14 protein-coding genes are annotated in these 18967 nt (G+C 46.1%); 10 read left to right on the top strand and 4 right to left on the bottom strand.

Annotation, left to right across the window (positions count from 1 at the left end; translation table 11 throughout):
- Window positions 1-58: 58 nt before the first annotated feature.
- Window positions 59-2071 (top strand): bifunctional diguanylate cyclase/phosphodiesterase, encoded by a 2013-nt coding sequence (locus H1230_RS03010; RefSeq protein WP_239714165.1) that lies wholly within the window; start codon window positions 59-61, stop codon window positions 2069-2071.
- 99 nt (window positions 2072-2170) lie between these two features.
- Here the strand turns inward: H1230_RS03010 and H1230_RS03015 are convergent, their stop codons facing one another.
- Complete coding sequence (locus H1230_RS03015; RefSeq protein ID WP_239714166.1) at window positions 2171-3865, bottom strand: methyl-accepting chemotaxis protein; 1695 nt, start codon at window positions 3863-3865, stop codon at window positions 2171-2173.
- Between the two features lie 242 nt (window positions 3866-4107).
- On the opposite strand from H1230_RS03015, the gene H1230_RS03020 reads away from it, so the two are divergent.
- Window positions 4108-4539 (top strand): MarR family winged helix-turn-helix transcriptional regulator, encoded by a 432-nt coding sequence (locus tag H1230_RS03020; RefSeq protein ID WP_239714167.1) that lies wholly within the window; start codon window positions 4108-4110, stop codon window positions 4537-4539.
- Window positions 4540-4604: 65 nt separating this feature from the next.
- Here the strand turns inward: H1230_RS03020 and H1230_RS03025 are convergent, their stop codons facing one another.
- Window positions 4605-6467: an LTA synthase family protein gene (locus H1230_RS03025; protein WP_239714168.1), complete on the bottom strand. Its 1863-nt coding sequence runs from the start codon at window positions 6465-6467 to the stop codon at window positions 4605-4607.
- A 283-nt stretch (window positions 6468-6750) separates the two neighbouring features.
- On the opposite strand from H1230_RS03025, the gene H1230_RS03030 reads away from it, so the two are divergent.
- Both H1230_RS03030 and H1230_RS03035 read left to right on the top strand, forming a co-directional pair.
- The gene (locus H1230_RS03030; protein WP_239714169.1) at window positions 6751-9057 is read left to right on the top strand and encodes an ATP-dependent DNA helicase; all 2307 of its coding nucleotides are present in this window, start codon (window positions 6751-6753) and stop codon (window positions 9055-9057) included.
- A 53-nt stretch (window positions 9058-9110) separates the two neighbouring features.
- Window positions 9111-10079 (top strand): Gfo/Idh/MocA family protein, encoded by a 969-nt coding sequence (locus H1230_RS03035; RefSeq protein ID WP_239714170.1) that lies wholly within the window; start codon window positions 9111-9113, stop codon window positions 10077-10079.
- Between the two features lie 194 nt (window positions 10080-10273).
- On the opposite strand, the gene H1230_RS03040 is transcribed toward H1230_RS03035, so the two are convergent.
- On the bottom strand, window positions 10274-10954 hold the full coding sequence (locus H1230_RS03040; protein ID WP_239717062.1) for a CidB/LrgB family autolysis modulator: 681 nt from the start codon (window positions 10952-10954) through the stop codon (window positions 10274-10276).
- Window positions 10954-11325, bottom strand: a complete 372-nt coding sequence (locus H1230_RS03045) for a CidA/LrgA family holin-like protein (protein WP_239714171.1) — start codon at window positions 11323-11325, stop codon at window positions 10954-10956. The genes H1230_RS03040 and H1230_RS03045 overlap by 1 nt, the downstream gene beginning before the upstream one ends.
- Window positions 11326-11436: 111 nt before the next feature.
- Here H1230_RS03045 and cidR point away from each other — a divergent pair, with 111 nt between their 5' ends.
- From cidR to H1230_RS03075, 6 genes are all read left to right on the top strand, one after another.
- A complete protein-coding gene (gene cidR, locus H1230_RS03050) occupies window positions 11437-12360 on the top strand; it encodes a cidABC operon transcriptional activator CidR (RefSeq protein ID WP_239714172.1) in 924 nt (307 codons plus the stop codon).
- Between the two features lie 112 nt (window positions 12361-12472).
- A complete protein-coding gene (locus tag H1230_RS03055) occupies window positions 12473-12748 on the top strand; it encodes an aspartyl-phosphate phosphatase Spo0E family protein (RefSeq protein WP_239714173.1) in 276 nt (91 codons plus the stop codon).
- 132 nt (window positions 12749-12880) lie between these two features.
- Window positions 12881-14287, top strand: a complete 1407-nt coding sequence (locus H1230_RS03060) for a DNA-binding protein (RefSeq protein ID WP_239714174.1) — start codon at window positions 12881-12883, stop codon at window positions 14285-14287.
- Window positions 14288-14652: 365 nt separating this feature from the next.
- Window positions 14653-15183: a MarR family winged helix-turn-helix transcriptional regulator gene (locus H1230_RS03065; RefSeq protein ID WP_239714175.1), complete on the top strand. Its 531-nt coding sequence runs from the start codon at window positions 14653-14655 to the stop codon at window positions 15181-15183.
- A gap of 8 nt (window positions 15184-15191) precedes the next feature.
- Window positions 15192-16940 (top strand): ABC transporter ATP-binding protein, encoded by a 1749-nt coding sequence (locus tag H1230_RS03070; protein WP_481857159.1) that lies wholly within the window; start codon window positions 15192-15194, stop codon window positions 16938-16940.
- Window positions 16937-18844, top strand: coding sequence for an ABC transporter ATP-binding protein (locus H1230_RS03075; RefSeq protein ID WP_239714177.1), 1908 nt, complete (start codon window positions 16937-16939; stop codon window positions 18842-18844). Before H1230_RS03070 ends, H1230_RS03075 begins: the two co-directional genes overlap by 4 nt.
- The last annotated feature ends 123 nt before the right edge of the window (window positions 18845-18967 follow it).

Consider the following 18967-nt stretch of genomic DNA (forward strand, 5'->3'; position numbering starts at 1 on the left):
TTACTTGAGAAATGCACTCTAGCAAGTAGATATATCATAACGAGTGAAGAGGTTGACTATGGATCAAATGGGAATCCACTATAATATTTGGATTGTTTTGTTATCTTTCGCGCTGGCGGCGACCGCTGCTTATTCAACTCTTAATCTTACTTCTCAAGTATATCGTTCTACAGGCAAGGTTCGCAGGTTATGGCTGCTGTCGGGAGCCTGTGTACTCGGAAGTGGGATATGGGCAATGCACTTCTTGGGCATTATGGCAAGTCGCCTTCCATTTGAAGTTAGTTACCACCCTGGTAGAGCTATTCTATCCCTATTAATTAGTATATTATCCTGTTATATTACCCTCTGGGTAGCTGCTGAATCCCGCCAAGGAATATGGCGAATGATGGTCAGCGGTTTATTCCTCGGAGTTGGTATTTCCTTGATGCATTATGTCGGAATGTCCTCCATGGAGATGAAAGCGACTATTCATTATGATTGGCTGGCTCAAGGGCTGTCCGTCATACTCGCCTTGTTATCCTCTTATATTGGAGTGTTACTGTTCCGCAAGTTTAAGGAATTCCCTAGCTTCGGCCGCTGGAAGCTTTATTCTGCACTCTTCATAGGGACTGCTGTCACTGGAATGCACTACATCAGTATTAGGGCGAGTCATTTTGAATTTAGCAGCTTGAATGGAAGCAAGCCCTTTTTGATGGAGACTGACGTTATTCTACTTACGGGTGTTTCACTCGTTACCGTATTAATGCTCGGTATTTCTGGTGGGGCAGTGTTCTTGGATCGCCATGTGCTTGAGCGTATGGCCTATCACGATCCGCTTACCGAGCTGCCGAATCGTCATGGTCTGGAACGGTATTTCAAAGGTGATTTCTTCGGCGGTATTTCTGGAGCTGTGTTTTTTGTGGATCTGGACCGCTTTAAGTCGATTAATGATACGCTTGGTCATGACATCGGAGACATGCTTCTGCAGGAGGTTGCTCGGAGATTAAGGCGTTCTGTAAGCGATAAGGGGAAAGTCTTCCGCTTGGGAGGCGATGAATTCCTGATCGCTCTCCCAGAATGTACTGTGGAAGCAGCACAGGAAGCTGCAGAGCATATTTTGGATGAGGTCAAGAAATCCTACAGCATCCAGGGAAATGAGTTATATGTCACCGCAAGTGTGGGAATCAGCATGTCTCCGGAGCATGGAACGGACCGCTCAGCTCTAATGAAGGCCGCGGATACTGCACTTTACACCTCAAAGGATTCTGGTAAGAATAAGTTCAGTGTGTTCGATCAGGAGATGAATCGACACCAGCTTCGCCGGATGTCACTGGAGAAGGATCTTCGCAAAGCACTAGCTCTCTCGGAGTTTATGGTTGTATATCAGCCCAAATGGGATTCTCTGATGAATGTTACCGTTGGTCTTGAGGCATTGCTGCGCTGGAGACACCCGGAGCACGGTATTATTTCACCGGTGGAGTTCATTCCGATAGCAGAGGAGACCGGACTCATCGTCCCCATCACGAACTGGATGTTATATGTGGTATGCAGTCAGAATATGCACTGGCATAAGGAAGGGGTGGCTAACGTTGCTGTCTCCATTAACATGTCTGCGCGGATGTTCGAAGGCGGAAGCTTATACGAGGTTGTAGAGGAAGCGCTCACGCGCTCCGGTCTCCCGCCTCATTTTCTAGAACTGGAGATTACAGAATCCATTGCTATGAATAACATGGAGGAGACGGTGGCGCAGCTCACCAAGCTCCGAAAGATTGGAGTCAGAGTATCACTCGATGATTTTGGAACGGGGTTCTCATCCCTTGGCAATCTGGATGAAATTCCCGTCAATACACTCAAGATTGATCAGGTGTTTATTCGCAAGAGCAAGATGCATTCCAAGAAAGCCATTATTAGCAACATCATTGCTATTGCCAGCAACCTCAATATGGAGGTGGTTGCCGAAGGTGTGGAGACTACCGAACAGATTGAATTGCTGCAATCCCTGGGCTGCCGGGTCATGCAGGGCTACTATTATGGACGACCTATGCCGGTGCATGAACTAGGCCAGTGGTTTATCGAGAATACAGCTTCTTGAATTGAAATGAAATACATAGAAGATTGGGCAGCGGCATAACAAGCAAATGGCAGGTCAGGGGATCATTCCCTTGACCTGCCATTTGTTTTAAACGTGATCTTAAACCTTGAAGTTCTCGACAAGAACCTGCAGCTTCTCGGCCAGTGAGGACAGGAATGTTGCAGAGGACTCAACTTCTTCCATAGCGGCAAGCTGCTGCTGTGAGGAGGCAGATAAAGTCTCGGCACCTTCTGCTGTTTGATTGGAGATGGAGACGATATGTTGGATGGATGTAACCAACTTGGTGGCTAAATCCCCCAATTCACCTACAGTAACGGAGATTACCTGGCTCTGCTCCGCCATGCCGGATACCGACAGCTCAATTTCAGCAAAGGAGGTACCGGCTGTATCGATCATTTCTGAACTTTGTTCCATTTCCTTGGTGGAGGATGTCATCATCTCGGTAGCTTTATCCATCTGATTAACGATTAAATTAATCAGCTGGCCAATCTGGGCAGCTGATTGGGACGAACGTTCGGCCAGCTTGCGCACGGACTGGGCAACAACAGCGAAACCACGGCCTTCATCGCCGGCACGAGCTGCCTCAATAGCTGCATTTAGTGATAATAGATTCGTCTCTTCGGCAATACTGGCTATTACCCCGACAATACTCTCAATTTCTTTCGAATGGCTGGAGAGCCGATTGATGATGCCGGATAGCATACTGATGCTGCCGCTCATGACCATCATCTGCTCTGTAGTGGAATCCATGGATTCCCGACCGACCCGGGCCTTCTCAGCGTTCACATTTGCGTGGTTTAGTGCGATGCCAGCACTGGAAGCAATCTCAGAGATGAAGCGGGACATGTCCTGCACAGCCTGATAGCTTCCCTCCAGATTCTGTAACTGTACGTTTGCTCCATCAGCAAGCTCAATCGTAACATTGACGCTATGCTCACCCGCCCGATTCGTTTCTTGGGCGCTGGCGGAGAGCTCCTGGGAAGAGGATGCGACCAGCATTGAGGTATCGTTCACTTGTGTGATGAGCGTGCGCAGGTTGAGTGTCATCTCATTGAAGTCACGTGCCAGAGTACCAATCTCATCCTTGCTTTTAAATAAAATGGGGTCATGGGTAAGATCACCCTGTGCCACGAGGTTAACCGAACTAGACAGTCTGGTCAGTGGACTAATCATGCGGCGAATCAACAGATAGGCAGCAATAATAGCAATCACCAGAATGGAAGCACCGATTATAAAAGGCTGAATAATGATATCATTCGTCCGTTTCTGAATTAAAGGGCCGTCAAAATTAATGGCCATTAATGCTATGATAGGCTTGGTAGGGTCATGATCCTGGTAGATAGGGCCGTAACCGGTCTTGAGGGAAGTACCCTCGTATGTATAAACCTTGGAGTATGCTGAATGCTGCATTTTAATAATCATTTCTTTATCTTCTTTACTAAAATAGAAGGAGTCTCCTGCTTTATAGCCCCTTTTCTTAAAGCTGGCATCCGCCGCCAAAACCTTGCCATCTAGAGATAAAATAAAGGCTTCTTTAAAAATGGGTTTATGCTCAATAATCCAACCAATCCGATCTTCTATAGCTGAAAGCTTACTATTATCTCCTGCAACCAAGGCAGAGATATCTGCCGGATCTATAAGGCCGGTAGTAATATTGGCACAACCCACCAATTCGATTCCAGCTGCTTCATCAATTTGCTGATATGCAGCACGATATCCGAAGAAACCAATGGATGAACCTACAACCAGTAATACGACGAGCATCATCCAAGTTAATTTTGTTGCCAATTTCATCTTTTCACCAACCTCGGAAAATAGTTTTGACGTGACTCCTGCTGTCACTGCTACGATTATAGCTTATCGGTGACAATGAAGCATTAGCTAGAATATATTTATTTTGTGTCGGATAATGCCGTATTATGACAGGGAATATTACTTTCGCAATGTCTAATTGATGTGCTGGACAAATCCATTGAATCATGACCTATTAAAATGGTACCCTTGTATTAGGACAAACGGACTGGGAGCTGAGTGGAATGACGCAACAAATAGATCCGTTAGTAGAAGAGATTGGAATGTCCATGTGGAGAGTACAGCGCAAAATAATCTCACAAATGTCATTACATAAAGAAATTGGCCTTACTGTGCCTCAATTTGGCTTGCTTCATATGATTGCTCAAGAAAAGAAATCCCGAGTGGTGCAGTTGGCGGAGAAGATGGAAGTGAAGTCCAGCGCGGTTACTGTAATGCTGGATCGCCTAGAGATGCTTAATCTAATCAAACGTGTGCAGGATGAGAATGATCGACGCGCTGTAGCGGTTACTCTTACAGATAAGGGCGAAGGTGTGCTAAAAGAGGCAAAGTATCGTTCGAATCTATTGATTGCCGATTGCTTGTCCATATTGGAGCCGGAGGAACTTCAAGCCTTTGCCAAATACTTTCGAATGTTGGAGAAGCAGGAAAGATAATTACAGTTCCCTATAAAATGTAAAGAAGCCACGCTCCGCATCGGGAACGTGGCTTTCTTGTGGTTCTATTTAGAAACTTTTTCAGGTAGCTGAGTTACATAGTTATCGGACAGCAACAGCAATCTTAACGCTCGGTTATATTCATCCTCTGTTGCGGTGGGTTTCTGTCCACCCGTAGCGAGCTGGAATTGTGTGTTATCCTCAAAGCTGTTACCGGGAATCAGCAATCCGGAGTTGGCAATGAAGGAGCCGGAGGGCAGATAATAACGTTCGGGCAACAGATTATATTTCTCACTGAGCAGATCCTGGCCGAAATGCAGATTGTTCTCCATGGAAACACCCAGCAGTCCAGCTGCGGTTGGCATAATATCCACTTCTCCACCTACTTGTTCCAACGTTTGCGAATCCGTATTGCCTCCACCATGGATAATAAGCGGAATATTCAGCATATTAGCGTAGCTGTAATCATGGCCGTATATTTCCGTCATCAATTCCTTATCATCGTGATCCAGCGAATAAATCGGCAATCCCATATGATCGCCGTAGATCATAATCACACTATTATCCCATAGACCATTAGCTTTCAGCTCTTCTACGAATTGCCCAAATGCGACATCGGCGTAATTCTGGGCCCGGATATAATCACCGACAAAGGTCCCCTCGTAACGTTCCGGCAGCTTCATCCGGTACTTCTCCTCAGGTATGGTGAACGGGTGGTGGGCGGACATGGAGATGATCTGAGCGTAAAAAGGTTGACCTCCCGCACTCATATCCTTCAGCTTATCCGCTGTCTTACGATAGAGCACTTCATCTGAGGCTCCGAAGAAAAAGGTGTCTTCATCACCAAAGAAATCATGATCGTAATAATGCTCCCAACCGAGTGAGCTGTACAGTTCATTCCGGTTCCAGAATTTCACATCATTGGTGTGAAAGGTGGCAGTCTGGTAACCATTCTCCTGTAACAAGCGGGGCAGACTCGGCAGCACCCTGTCTACATAAGACGTTGTAGCTGCTCCACGCGGAGGAATGTAGAAGGAAGTGTTCACTACGAACTCGGCATCTGAAGTATTTCCCTGACCCACCATCTGATAGAAGTTAGGGAAGTACAGGCTCTTATCCCCTAACAGCCGATTCAGGTTTGGTGTGATCTCTTGGCCATCGATCTTAAGCCCCAGCAGAAAGTTCTGAAATGCCTCCATCTGGAGAATAATCAGATTCTTGCCTTTAGCCGCACCCTGAAACGAAGAGCTGTCGGTTATGCCGATACCTTTTAGTTTATCTACAACATCCTGTGTAATCTCTTTGGCATTAACAACCTCTGGTTTGCCTTGAGCAAAAATAGTATAAGCCTCATAATTGAGAATACCCATTTCCTGTGCTTTCTTGATCTCATTCATACTGGCTTTGTTGGGTAAAATATTGAATAGGCATAATCCTAGAGAAACGGCGAACAAAAGGCTGTATTTCAGCTTTGCGCCACTGCGATTAATTTTTTCCTTTTTATAATTCCGGCCTTTTTTGTTGAAAAAGAAATAGAAACCGAGGCCAATAATATCTATGAAGATCAGCAGATAATAAGGATCCATGAGGGAGAATACACTGTCGCCGACCTCCGTGACCTGACCTACCTGTTCTGCTGCATGATAAGTGACAATAACTCCGAAATATTTGAAATACATAATGGCGGCAAAAAAGATTGCGGTTACGACAAAATTGACCGTCATATAATAACCAAGTTTACGTTTGGAGGCAAAGCGCTCAATAATACAAAAGAGAGCCCAAGCAAAAGGGATTTCTGTCAATAATGATTTCCAAGGCAGCAGGTCTCCAAAAATGACACCCCAAGCCAAGAAGCTTTTGAGTATGAATACAATTGTAAAAAATACAAATGGTTTAACAATCCACCGTTTAATATTTAGGGAGGACACAGCTTCGCCTTCTTTCTACATGATGAAACGCTTGTTTCTCGGCTAGGAAGAAGCAGCGTAAAGACAAGGAAATTCCATAGTAATAGAATTTATTATGCAGCGCTAGCCAGGGAATGTCAAAAAACAGAATAGGAAGTAAAGTCTTTGTGGAAAGCGTAAACTCAATGAAGCGGGGTTAAAGCTGTTGCTCCTGTCATCAGATGGGATTATATAGTGCAATGAGAACGGAAATGCTCATTGAAAGAAAAAAGGATGTCCAGAAAATACATGGGGAGGGCATGAAATGAAGCATGAGGTTGCTATATCCGTGAGAGCTCTTGTGGAGTATGCCTTTCGCAGTGGCAGTATCGAGCCGGGGTTTCACAGTGCTGCATCAATGGCAGAAGGAACGCGTATCCATCAAAAAATACAGAAGCAGTACAAAGAGGAGGACCAAAAGGAGGTCTATTTAAGGATCGAAATCCCTCACAAGGAACTGTTGTTTATTGTCGATGGACGTTGTGACGGTTTACTCGTATCGGAGGCTGGAGAGCTTATCGTTGAGGAGATCAAATCAACCTTTGGACCACTGGATCTGCTGGGTGAGGGGCGTGAGGTGCATTGGGCACAAGCGCTGATGTATGCCTTTATGATCTCGCATGAGCAAGGTCTTTCTTCTATACAAGTAAGGCTTACATACGTTCGTCGGGATGGGGAAGAGCAGAGAAGCTTGCATAGGAGGCTCTCTATAGAAGAGCTTAGCGCCTTTGCCGCTGATACGGTAGCCAAATATGCACCTTATGCGGAAATGCTGCTCGCGCATGAGATGCGAAAGGAAAGCAGCATCCGAGAGCTTTCTTTCCCATTTCCTGCCTACAGGCAGGGACAACGTCATTTAGCTGGAGCGGTCTATAAGACCGTTTCAGAAGGAGTCAGTCTGTTCGCTCAGGCACCAACCGGGATCGGCAAGACGATGTCCACCCTGTTTCCGGTAATCAAAGCGATGGGGGAAGGGCGGGTCCGCAGTCTGTTTTACTTAACGGCTAAGACGGTTACCCGACTTGCTGCTCAGGAAGCTGTAACGCAGCTGTTGGGACAAGGTCTTCAACTGCATGTCATTACGCTGACTGCCAAAGATAAAGCCTGTTTTCGGGAAGAAGGACTCTGCAGTAAAGCTGCCTGTCCATTGACGGACGGGTATTATGATCGGATTAACGGTGCACTGATGGACATTCTGGAGCAGGAGACGCTGATGACCCAGGAGATTATTGCAAGGTATGCCTTGAAACATCAAGTGTGCCCCTTTGAGTTCTCATTGGATGTTGCCTATGTCAGCGATGCGGTAATCTGTGATTACAACTATATCTATGATCCCCGGATCAGCTTGAAACGGCTGTCGGAGGTGCAGAAGAAGCAGACGGTACTGCTTATTGATGAGGCACACAATCTGGTCGACCGGGGACGGGAGATGTTCTCCGCTTCTTTGCAGAAGGCTCCATTTCTAGGGCTGCAGCGTCAATACAAGGTAGTGAACAAGACCTTAAGTGCCGCTGCCAAGGCGATAAACACGTTCTTTATTACTTTGCGCAAAACCTGTAACGAAGAGGGACAAGGGAAATGGACTCTTTTCCCAGATGAGCTGCCATCCCTGTTAGAGACGTTTACCGCAGAAGCGGAACAGGAACTGGTAAGTCCTTCACAATCCCTAATTATTCCTGAAGGGGAAGGTGAGGAGAGTCTGCTTGATACTTATTATGCAGCGCAGGGGATGCTGCGTACATTCAAGATCTATGATGAGCGCTACCTTACTTATGCGGAGGTTCGGCGCGGCGATGTGTTGTTGAAGCTGTTCAATCTGGACCCTTCTTATTTGTTGCAGCAAATGGCGAAGAGTTTTCGCAGCCAGATTCTATTCTCCGCGACGCTCTCCCCGCTGTCCTACTACAGAGATATGATTGGTGCAGCAGAGGAGGATTACAGTGTGGTTGTGGCGTCACCCTTTCATAAGGAACAATGGGAAGTGTCTATCCTGCCTGTGTCTACAAGGTATCGTGACCGGGCGGACTCTCTGCTGCCGTTAAGTGATGCTCTGAAGGGGATGGTCGCTAGGAAAGGGAATTATCTTGTGTTTTTTCCTTCTTACTTGTATTTGCAGAGTGTATACGAGGTGTTTGTCGAGAAGTATCCTGAAATAGTGACACAGGTGCAAGGGACCGGCATGAGTGAGCGGGAAAGGGAGGATTTTCTGGCTGCCTTTCATACGGAGAATCCCGAAACCTTGCTTGGTTTCGCTGTTCTAGGAGGGATTTTCTCCGAGGGCGTAGATCTACCAGGCAACCGTCTGAATGGCGTGATGGTCGTGGGGGTTGGCCTGCCACAGCTTGGATTAGAACGTAATTTGCTCCGTGGGTATTTCAATGCGCAAGGCAAGAACGGATTCGATTACGCCTATGTCTACCCAGGGATGAGTAAGGTGCTTCAGGCCGGAGGACGGCTGATTCGCAGCGAGAATGATACAGGAATTATTGTATTGGCTGATGATCGTTTTTTGCAAAGCCCCTATCTGCAGTTGCTTCCTGAGGAATGGGGGAATTTCCTTCTTCGCAGATAACATCGTATACTTAATGAAAAGGCATACATTACAGAGTCGCAGGAGGTAAGAGAATGACATTAAATATCGGAATTATTGGGACAGGCTGGTTCTCCAAGGTACATGCAGATTTGCTGGCAGGTATGGCGGATGTTTCTTTGACGGCTGTTTGTGGCAGCAGTAAGCAAAAGGGAGAAGAAATGGCCCGGCCTTATGGTGCCGCTGGATATGGTGATGTAACAGAGATGCTCGATGCCCATAAGCTGGACGCTGTTTATATTTGTGTGCCTCCACAGTCGCATGGAGCTATTGAACGTGCACTCATTCGCAGGGATATTCCTTTTTTTATAGAAAAACCACTAGGCTCCAGCACCGAAATTCCCGCGAGTCTGCTGCAGGAAATTAAAGAGCATAACTTGCTGACCTCGGTAGGTTATCATTTCCGGTATCAGGAAAATATACGACGGCTGAAGGATATTCTGAGCGGTGACAAGGTGGGGATGATTGTCGGCCAATGGATGGGCGGCATGCCGGGAGTGGCATGGTGGCGCAATCAGGAGCAGTCAGGCGGACAGTTCACAGAGCAGACCACTCACATTGTAGACTTACTGCGTTACTTGGCTGGTGAAGTGAAGGAAGTTTACGGCATGTTTGGCAACCGTATTGTACATGAGCAGCATGAAGGCGTAAGTGTTGCCGATGTAGGCACCGTATCCTTGAAGCTTGAGAACGGCATTATTGCCAATATCTCCAACACATGTGTATTGCCAGATGGTGTAGGCAGTGCAGGTCTCAGTTTCTACAACGACCGAGGTCTGCTCGACTGGAATCCGGAACGCCTCTTGGAGGTACGCAGTGGCAATAGCAATGAATATGCCAATACAGGCAATCCTTACTTAGTTGAAAGTGAAGCCTTCCTGTATGCTGTACGGACGGGTGACCGCTCACGTATTCTCAGTGATTATGAGGATGGCTATAAGACGCTTAAAGTCACTTGTGCAGCGTATGATTCCGCCCAGAGCGGACAGCCAGTGAAACTCTAACGCTCAAGATAGAGTAGAGTACTATATTACAAGATGAAACGGCTTCGCGGTCCTTTATATGGACGACACCCGTTTCTTCGAGAAATAAAAGGATAAATTATTGCATGAAGCATATAGATTCTTATATTTTAAAAAAAGACATGACCGCCCAGTTAAACTGCAGCGATCATGTCTATGGCCCAAGCCGGGTCGGCCTAGTGGAGGAAAACCGCGAGCATTGCCGGAGCTACACCTATTGTGAATAGCGCCGTCAGGATCATCGCGATACTGGAGATGGTTCCGGTCAACGAACTTAGCTCGAAAGCTTTGGACGTGCCCGTACCGTGCGCAGCGGTTCCCAGCGATACACCGCGTGCGATTTCATTGTCAATGCGGAAGAGGCGAAGCACACTAGGACCCATCATCGTACCCAGTACTCCGGTCATAATGACGAAGACTGCCGTAATGCTGGGTACGCCGCCGATACTTTGCGATATGCTCATAGCGATCGGAGTCGTAACCGAACGCGGTACCAGGCTAGCCGCCAGATCGCTGCTGAGATGCAGCCATTTCGCGAGAAACATGGATGAGATTACTGCAACTACCGTACCAGAAAGCACGCCTGCCGCAATTTCGGCAGCGTGCTTTTTGAGTACCTTGAAGTTTTTATGCAGAGGGATCGCAAAGGCGATGGTTGCTGGTTGCAGCAAGTCCGTCAGCCATTTGCCTCCCGCATTGTAAGATGCATAGGGAATTCCTGTCATCAGCAGGAAGCCGATAATAAGTAACGGCGTAATGATTAGCGGTGAGGCATACATTTTGGTGCTTGAAGTATAAATACGTTTCGACAGTAAGTAAACACCGATAGTAAGCGCGAGAAATATCAGGCCGATCATCATGACACTCTCCGCTCTTTCGCTTTAGATATAGCACCTGTAAGTAGACCGGAGCTAGCCATGACTACAAAAGTACCCACGAGTACAACCGCCAGCACACGCAGGCCATCCGTTTCCAGCAGTTTGGAATAATTCATAACACCTATAGCAGAAGGAATAAAGAACAGCAGCAGTTCAGCTAGCAGCCAGGATGCACCAAGCTCTACCCAATGGAGAGAAATGACCCCTGACTCTAGTAATAGAAACAATAGGACCATACCAAGAATGCTTCCGGGAATGGGAATATGCATCAATGAAGTTACAGTATTAATAAGTAGTGAGAACAGTGTAAGCCCCGCCACCTGCAGCAAGCCTAAAGTAATCTTTTTCATAAGGCTTCGCTCCTTTCATGGTAATGAAAGTTTACATCTATTTCTTTCATAGGTAAAATGAATAGATCGAATAGCTAACATTCTATCTATCTATACATTGGAGGCAGAGCTATGGATATCCGGCAATTGCAATATTTCGTTCAGGTAGCAAGACTAAATAGCTTTTCTAATGCAGCCAAATCGTTGTATATTTCTCAACCCACAATAAGCAAAATGATCCGCAACCTTGAGGTTGAGCTGGGGGCAGATTTATTTTATCGTGAAGGTAAAAGTATCCGGCTGACGGATGCAGGACAAATTCTGCTGACCAAGGCGCAAAATATTGTAGAATCCTTTGGCAGCTTGTCCTCGGAGCTTGATAGTTTACGTAAATTGAAGCAGGGTCATATCCGCATCGGGTTGCCACCAATGGTAGGTGCAAGCTTCTTTCCAGCCGTCATTGGCCAGTTTCACAAGCGGTATCCGGAGGTCACCATTCGGCTGCATGAGGATGGTGCGAAGAAAGTGGAGAACGATGTAGAAACCGGTTTAATCGACATTGGCGTAGTTGTATTGCCGGTGAATATGGCCAAGTTTCACTGCTTCACCTTTATTGAAGAGAAGCTGGAGCTCTTGGTGCCAGCAGGGCATCGTTTGGCAGGAGCGAACAATGTTCGTTTGGGAGAATTGGCTGATGAGGAGTTCGTGTTGTTTCGTGAAGACTTTGCGCTGCATGACCGGATTATTACGGCTTGCGTGAAGGCTGGATTTCAACCGAACGTAGTATATGAGAGCTCGCAGTGGGACTTGATCAGTCGGATGGTTGCCGCGGGCCTGGGAATTGCGCTGCTTCCAGAGACCATCTGCCGTGATATGGACCGTTCACGGATCGAGATTATTCCTTTGACAGAGCCCGCTATTCCCTGGCAGCTTGGGATGATCTGGCGCCGGGACCGCTATCTGTCCTTTGCGGCACGCGAATGGATTTCTTTTGCAAAAGGGCTGCTGGGCGAACAGTTTCTCCCCTCGGACTACATTGATATTTCTGATAAATAAAGAACTGTATTTTTTACTCTAGGATCGACATATTTTTCTTTTTTTTCAAAATATGTTTTTTGGCATCATGAATTATGATAGGGAAGAAGTGATAGAGAGAAGGTGAGTGGAAGTGATACTTTACCAAGCTTATTCCCAGGATGATCATAGGAGCGATTATAGAGAAGACGAGTTGTTTATGACTATTGAGAGTCTTAGATGTGAATTGCTTGAGGTAGCGCAACAGCGTAGTCTCAGTGACCGCACAGTATTAGAGCTGAGTGAACGGCTGGACGGTTATATTCTATTGGCCCAGAATAAGATGATGGAAAGTTTGCGCAACCGTAATGAAGGGGCTGACACTCGCACGAGGCCAATTATAGGAAACAAAACAACATTTAAGCAATAAAAATTAGAACTAAGATGATAAATGGAATATCCAAGAGGAGGACTGAATCTCCTCTTTTTGTTGTGCTTTCTATAAGGTTCACCTATAATGTCAATTAATAGAAGCTTATTAATAACAATTGGGGGGTGCCGGGTGGAGGCGAAGCTGACAACATTACGATCAGAAATAGAGAAGAATCTGTCCCGCTCGGGCCATAATCTCGCCTCGTTTGCCAAAGTCTCTGGGCTGAACCGCGGTAGTCTTAGCGCAATACTCCATGGCAATCCGCCTAAGCCTGTTTCTTTGGGACAATTAGATTCGATCACCAAGGCTTTTGCTTTCCCAGAGGGCTGGCTGTATCCCCTTTATGTGGAAGAATGCTTTAGCGAAGAACGGGTATCGCGCCGTAGGGTAGAACCTTTTTTAGTTCGCTGCGCCGAAATCGGCAAGCAGCAATGCATAGATGAAATATTAAGCAGAATATTAGAATATTCCAAATCATTGGAAATTATATTTTCAGTAGCTGAGAAGTTATTCAGAAATGGAAAAGTTCAGGAGTCGCTAATCTTTTACAAAATTATAGCCGCAAATGAGCCGGACAATTATTCTGAACGACTAGCAATCAGCCAGTATCGCATTTTCAATTCGCTGCAAGCCGTTGTCGATGCTGAGGATAACTTGCGCGCAGTGATCACCTTTGAACCGTTTCGCGGCCGTCTCCCAGAAGCTATGCAACTGGATGGTCTGTTGAAGCTGGCTAAGGTATGTTTTCTTCTGAATATGTGGAAGGACGTTGAGAAATATGCGGACGAGCTGCGAGCGCTAGCGAATGGCGTGTACCGCGAAGAACTGCAACTGCGCAAGAAGAATGGCAGACGTAGTGAGGAATTGCAGACGGAGCGGCCTTTGGTAGTTTATTATGGACATGGTTATCTGCTCAAAGCCTCTGCTCTCACAAAGCTGAGACGATACGAGGAAGCGAAAAAGTATACGGCTGGCTACTCGGATTTGAGCTGGTTTGAAATGATGGATGAGGTAGGCCGCCAAGCCGTAGAAACCTTTCGTCTGTACGCCATAGCGAATAGCTACACCCTGGAAATGCTTGTTGGCAATATTAAGGCTTTGCCAGCTTATATTTCTTTTTTGGCAGAGCATCCCGGTGAAATTCTGCCGGGCATGCTTATCATTATGGAATCAGCCAATCGATATGGATTTTCTGCGGATGCTGCACTTACGCGATTTTCACGGGAAATACTCCGGTTTGGGCAATTTCAGGACCCGATTAACGTGGATCGGTTATTCAGATTGAATTATGAGGTAGCCATGTACTTAATAGATCGGCAGGAGTACTCTAAGGGCATCGAGCATACGATACAAAGTCTCCAACTTTCCATGAAATTAAACACCGAAAAAGGTATTATTAAATGTGTAACTTTATTTGAGATTAATAGAGTTCACGCCAGCGACAAACAGCAGCAACTGTATACAGACCTTATGAAGGAGATGAGACAAAATGAAAAAGATGTTACTGATGACGACCGCAGTTTTGGTATTGTTTAGCTTCATCCTCATTGGAAACTCGGTAGATCGGGCTGGTACTGGTGGAGGAATGACACCTCAGGAGCATGGAGTTGAATTTTAGGGGGATCTGAGGCGGTCCGGCTTAAGAAAATAATATTTATATGTATAATGGACTCCTTTGCCTGTGGGCAAGGGAGCTTTTTTTATAAAAGATAAGAATTTATATGTTTCACCCGAAAAATTATCCTTATATTTCTGCATGTGACGTTCTGTATTTCGTAATAATTGATAACGTATTCATAATTTGACAAAGTCATGTACGGAAAATATAATTAGGTTACCTAATTAATATACTATTTAATTATTAGTAAACCTAACTAATCTTGGAGGTGAATAAAATTGGGATGAATCCAAAAAATCCGGAAATTCCAGGAACCTCAGCAAATTTTGAATCCACAGAAAATCCAGTCGCCCATCAGCTTTTTGCAGCGCTGAGACAGCTGCGTAAATCTCATTGGCAGCATTCGGTGGAAGGACACAAGCCGAGTGAGATGACTTTATTGATAACTATCGCAAGGCGATGCCATTCTACAAAGGAGGGACTTAAAGTATCTGAAATCAGCCGAGCTCTAGGGCTGACTCCTCCAACTATTACACAATTGATTAACAGTCTTGAGGCTAAGAATATGGTGGTAAGACAAGCAGATCCAACGGATCGTAGGGTCGTGCGCATCACGCTTACGGAGCAAGGGAAAGCCGTTACACGCAAAGCGAAAGGCTATATGGACGTTATGCTGAATAAGCTGGTAGAATATTTGGGCGAAGATGAGAGCATCCTGCTTGCAGAACTGCTGCTGAAGATGCATGCGTTCATAGAGGACAATCCGCCGCCTAATTTGGACCGGTTACAAATGAACGGAGATGAGAAACTTTGATTAAACTAATGAAACAATTGCAGCCTTTTAAGCTAGCTGTTGCAGCTGTATTGATACTTGTGTTCCTCCAGTCGATGGGCGACTTATATCTGCCAACTTTAATGTCCGACATTGTGGATAAAGGGATTGTGCAGGGAGACCGCAGCTATATTTGGAAAATCGGTGGGTTCATGCTGCTGGTAGCGGGCGGCGGCGCATTATGCTCCGTGATTGCCAGTTATCTGTCTTCCAAGGTCGCTGCAGGCTTTGGTAAAAATACCCGCTCGCGTGTATTCAACCATGTTGAGAATTTTACACTACATGAGTTCGATAAGCTAGGTACAGCTTCCCTAATTACACGGACAACAAATGATATTACACAGGTCCAGACCGTGCTTACCATGATGCTGCGCATGATGATTGGCGCTCCGATGATGATGATCGGTGGTATCATAATGGCGGTCTCGGAGGATGCTAAGCTTTCCCTGATCTTTGTCGTCGTTATTCCTGTGCTTGTCGGTGCCATATTCTTCATCGGTATGAAAGGTTTGCCGTTGTTCAAGGCGATCCAAATTAAGCTGGATAAATTGAATCTTGTGCTGCGTGAGCATTTAACCGGTATTCGGGTTATCCGTTCATTCAACCGGATTGGTCATGAGAATAAACGCTTTAGTGAAGCAAATCGTGATTTGACAGATACGGCCATTAAAGTTAACAAAGTTATGGCTGGACTGATGCCTTTAATGATGATTGTGATGAACTTTTCTATGATTGCCATTCTGTACTTCGGTGGCATACGAATAAATGAAGGTAACATGCAGGTTGGTTCTTTGATGGCATTCATTCAATATGCCATGCAGATCATGTTCTCCCTGATTATGGTATCCATGATGTTCGTACTTATTCCCCGTGCTTCGGCGTCGGCTCTGCGTATTAATGAAGTGCTGGATATGCAGCCAGAGTTCTCAGATCCAACGCAAAGTGAACTTCAAACAACTGCTACAGCTACCCATAAAGATGGACGGGATACTATGCGCGGTTTTGTCGAGTTCGATAACGTATCCTTCTCCTATCCTGGTGCGGAACAACCTGCTCTGTCCAGAATCAGCTTCAGTGCAAGACCGGGTGAGATTACGGCTATTATTGGCGGTACCGGCTCAGGTAAATCTACACTGCTTAGCTTGATTCCAAGATTTTACGATGTGAACGAAGGTGCAGTGCGTGTAGACGGAGTTGATGTGCGTGAGATGACACAGGAAGAGCTGCGGAGCAAGATTGGCTATATTCCGCAAAAAGCAGTGTTATTCACCGGAACGATCAATGAGAATATCCGCTACGGCAAAGAGGATGCAACAGATGAAGAGATTCTTCATGCAGCCAGAGTTTCTCAATCCTACGACTTCGTGACTGAGATGAAAGAAGGCTTTAACTCGGAGATCGCTCAGGGCGGTAATAATGTCTCTGGGGGTCAGAAGCAGCGTCTATCTATTGCCCGTGCACTGGTTAAGAAACCTGAAGTGTATTTGTTCGACGATAGCTTCTCTGCACTTGACTTCAAGACGGATGCCAAGCTCCGCGCTGCACTCAAGGGTGAAACGACAGAATCTACCGTTCTGATTGTAGCCCAACGAGTTAGTACGGTTATGGATGCAGACCGGATTATCGTTATAGATGATGGGGAAATCGTCGGAATGGGCACTCACCGCGAGCTGCTGGATAACAATGAAGTCTATCGCGAGATCGTATCCTCGCAGCTGTCAGAGGAGGAAATAGCATGAGTGAAGAAAAAGAGTACAAACGCCCTGATCCTGCTCCGCGTCGTAGAGGACCCGGAGGTCCAGGAGGTCCCGGGGGCCCTGGAATGATGATGCCTGCGGAGAAAGCTAAGGATTTCAAAGGCACACTTCGCCGCTTGATCCGCTATTTACGTCCGCGTCAGGTGCAATTGTTCTTCGTAATCATTTTGGCGATAGCTAGTACTGTTTTCAGTATTTTCAGCCCCAAGGTTATGGGTAAAGCGACTACCGAGCTCTTTAAGGGTGCTTACGCTAAAATGACAGGCGTACAGGGTGCAGCCATTGATTTCGGATATATTAATGAAATTCTGATTATTCTCGCTGGTTTATATTTATTCAGTGCTCTATTCAGCTACATTCAGCAGTATGTGATGGCCGGCGTAGCCCAGAAGGTTGTTTATGATATGCGTGAGCAGATCAATAGCAAGCTGGAGCGACTGCCTCTGAAATATTTTGACTCTCGGACCCATGGCGAAATTCTTAGCCGTGCGACCAACGATGTGGATAACATCAGCACCACGTTGCAGCAGAGCTTAACGCAGCTGATTACGGCTATTATCACGATTATTGGGGTCATTGTTATGATGTTGACCATCAGTCCGTGGCTGACCCTGATTACAGTGATTACCTTACCACTGAGCTTTTTGGTTATTATGGCCATTTCGAAGCGTTCACAGACCTACTTTATTAACCAGCAGAGATCGCTTGGACAACTGAACGGACATGTAGAGGAAATGTATACCGGACACCGGATTATCAAGGCGTTCGGGCGTGAACGGCAGTCGCTTAAGGATTTCAACGATATTAACGACAAGCTTTATGATTCCGGCTGGCGGGCTCAATTCATGTCCGGGATGATTATGCCACTGATGATGTTTATTGGTAATATCGGGTATGTGCTCGTCTGTGTAGTTGGGGGTATTTTTGTAACTAAAAAAGTAATTGAAGTTGGTGATATTCAGGCCTTTATTCAGTATTCACGCCAGTTCACTATGCCGATTACGCAAACAGCTAATATCGCCAATATTATTCAATCCACGATTGCTTCCGCTGAACGGGTGTTTGAGCTTCTCGACGAAGAGGAAGAAGTTCTGGAAGTCAGCAATTCCTTGATCAAACAGGAAACGGTTGCTGACGAAGGATCGGTTGAGTTCCGTCATGTGAAGTTTGGATACAAAGCGGATGCTATCCTGATTGAGGATATGAATATTGAGGTCAGCCCTGGGCAGACCATTGCTATTGTAGGGCCGACCGGTGCCGGCAAAACAACGCTGATCAATCTACTGATGCGCTTCTATGAATTAAACAGCGGACAAATCATCATCGATGGTGTGAATATTACCGATATGAAACGCAGCGAGCTGCGCAGTAAGTTTGGTATGGTGCTGCAGGATACCTGGCTCTTTAACGGTACGATTCGTGACAATATTGCTTATGGTCGCGAAGGAGCAACCGAAGCGGATGTAGTGCGGGCTGCCAAGGCCGCGCATGCGGATCATTTTATCCGCACCCTTCCACTGGGCTATAACACCGTACTGAATGAAGAGGCTTCCAATATCTCGCAAGGCCAGAAGCAGTTGCTTACAATCGCTCGGGCGATCCTGGCAGATCCAGCCATCCTGATACTTGATGAAGCAACGAGCAGCGTTGATACACGGACAGAAGTGTTGATCCAGAAGGCGATGAATACGCTGATGAGTAACAGAACCAGCTTTGTTATCGCACATCGCCTATCCACCATTCGTGATGCGGATCTCATACTTGTAATGAATCATGGTAGTGTAATCGAGAAAGGCAACCATGAAGAACTGCTGGAAAAGGATGGGTTCTATGCCGATCTCTATAACAGCCAGTTCTCCGATGAAGGATTGCCGGATGTAGGCTAAAGTACGACAGGATAGCACAATTTAATATGTTTTCGGCTAACGCCCCTCTGTTCACAGCTTGCTTAAGCATATCTGTGAACAGAGGGGCGTTTAGTATGTTTTTATGTGAGGTTTTGCGGGAAT

The sequence above is a fragment of the Paenibacillus sp. 19GGS1-52 genome, assembly GCF_022369515.1.
Classification (GTDB): Bacteria; Bacillota; Bacilli; order Paenibacillales; family Paenibacillaceae; genus Paenibacillus_AQ.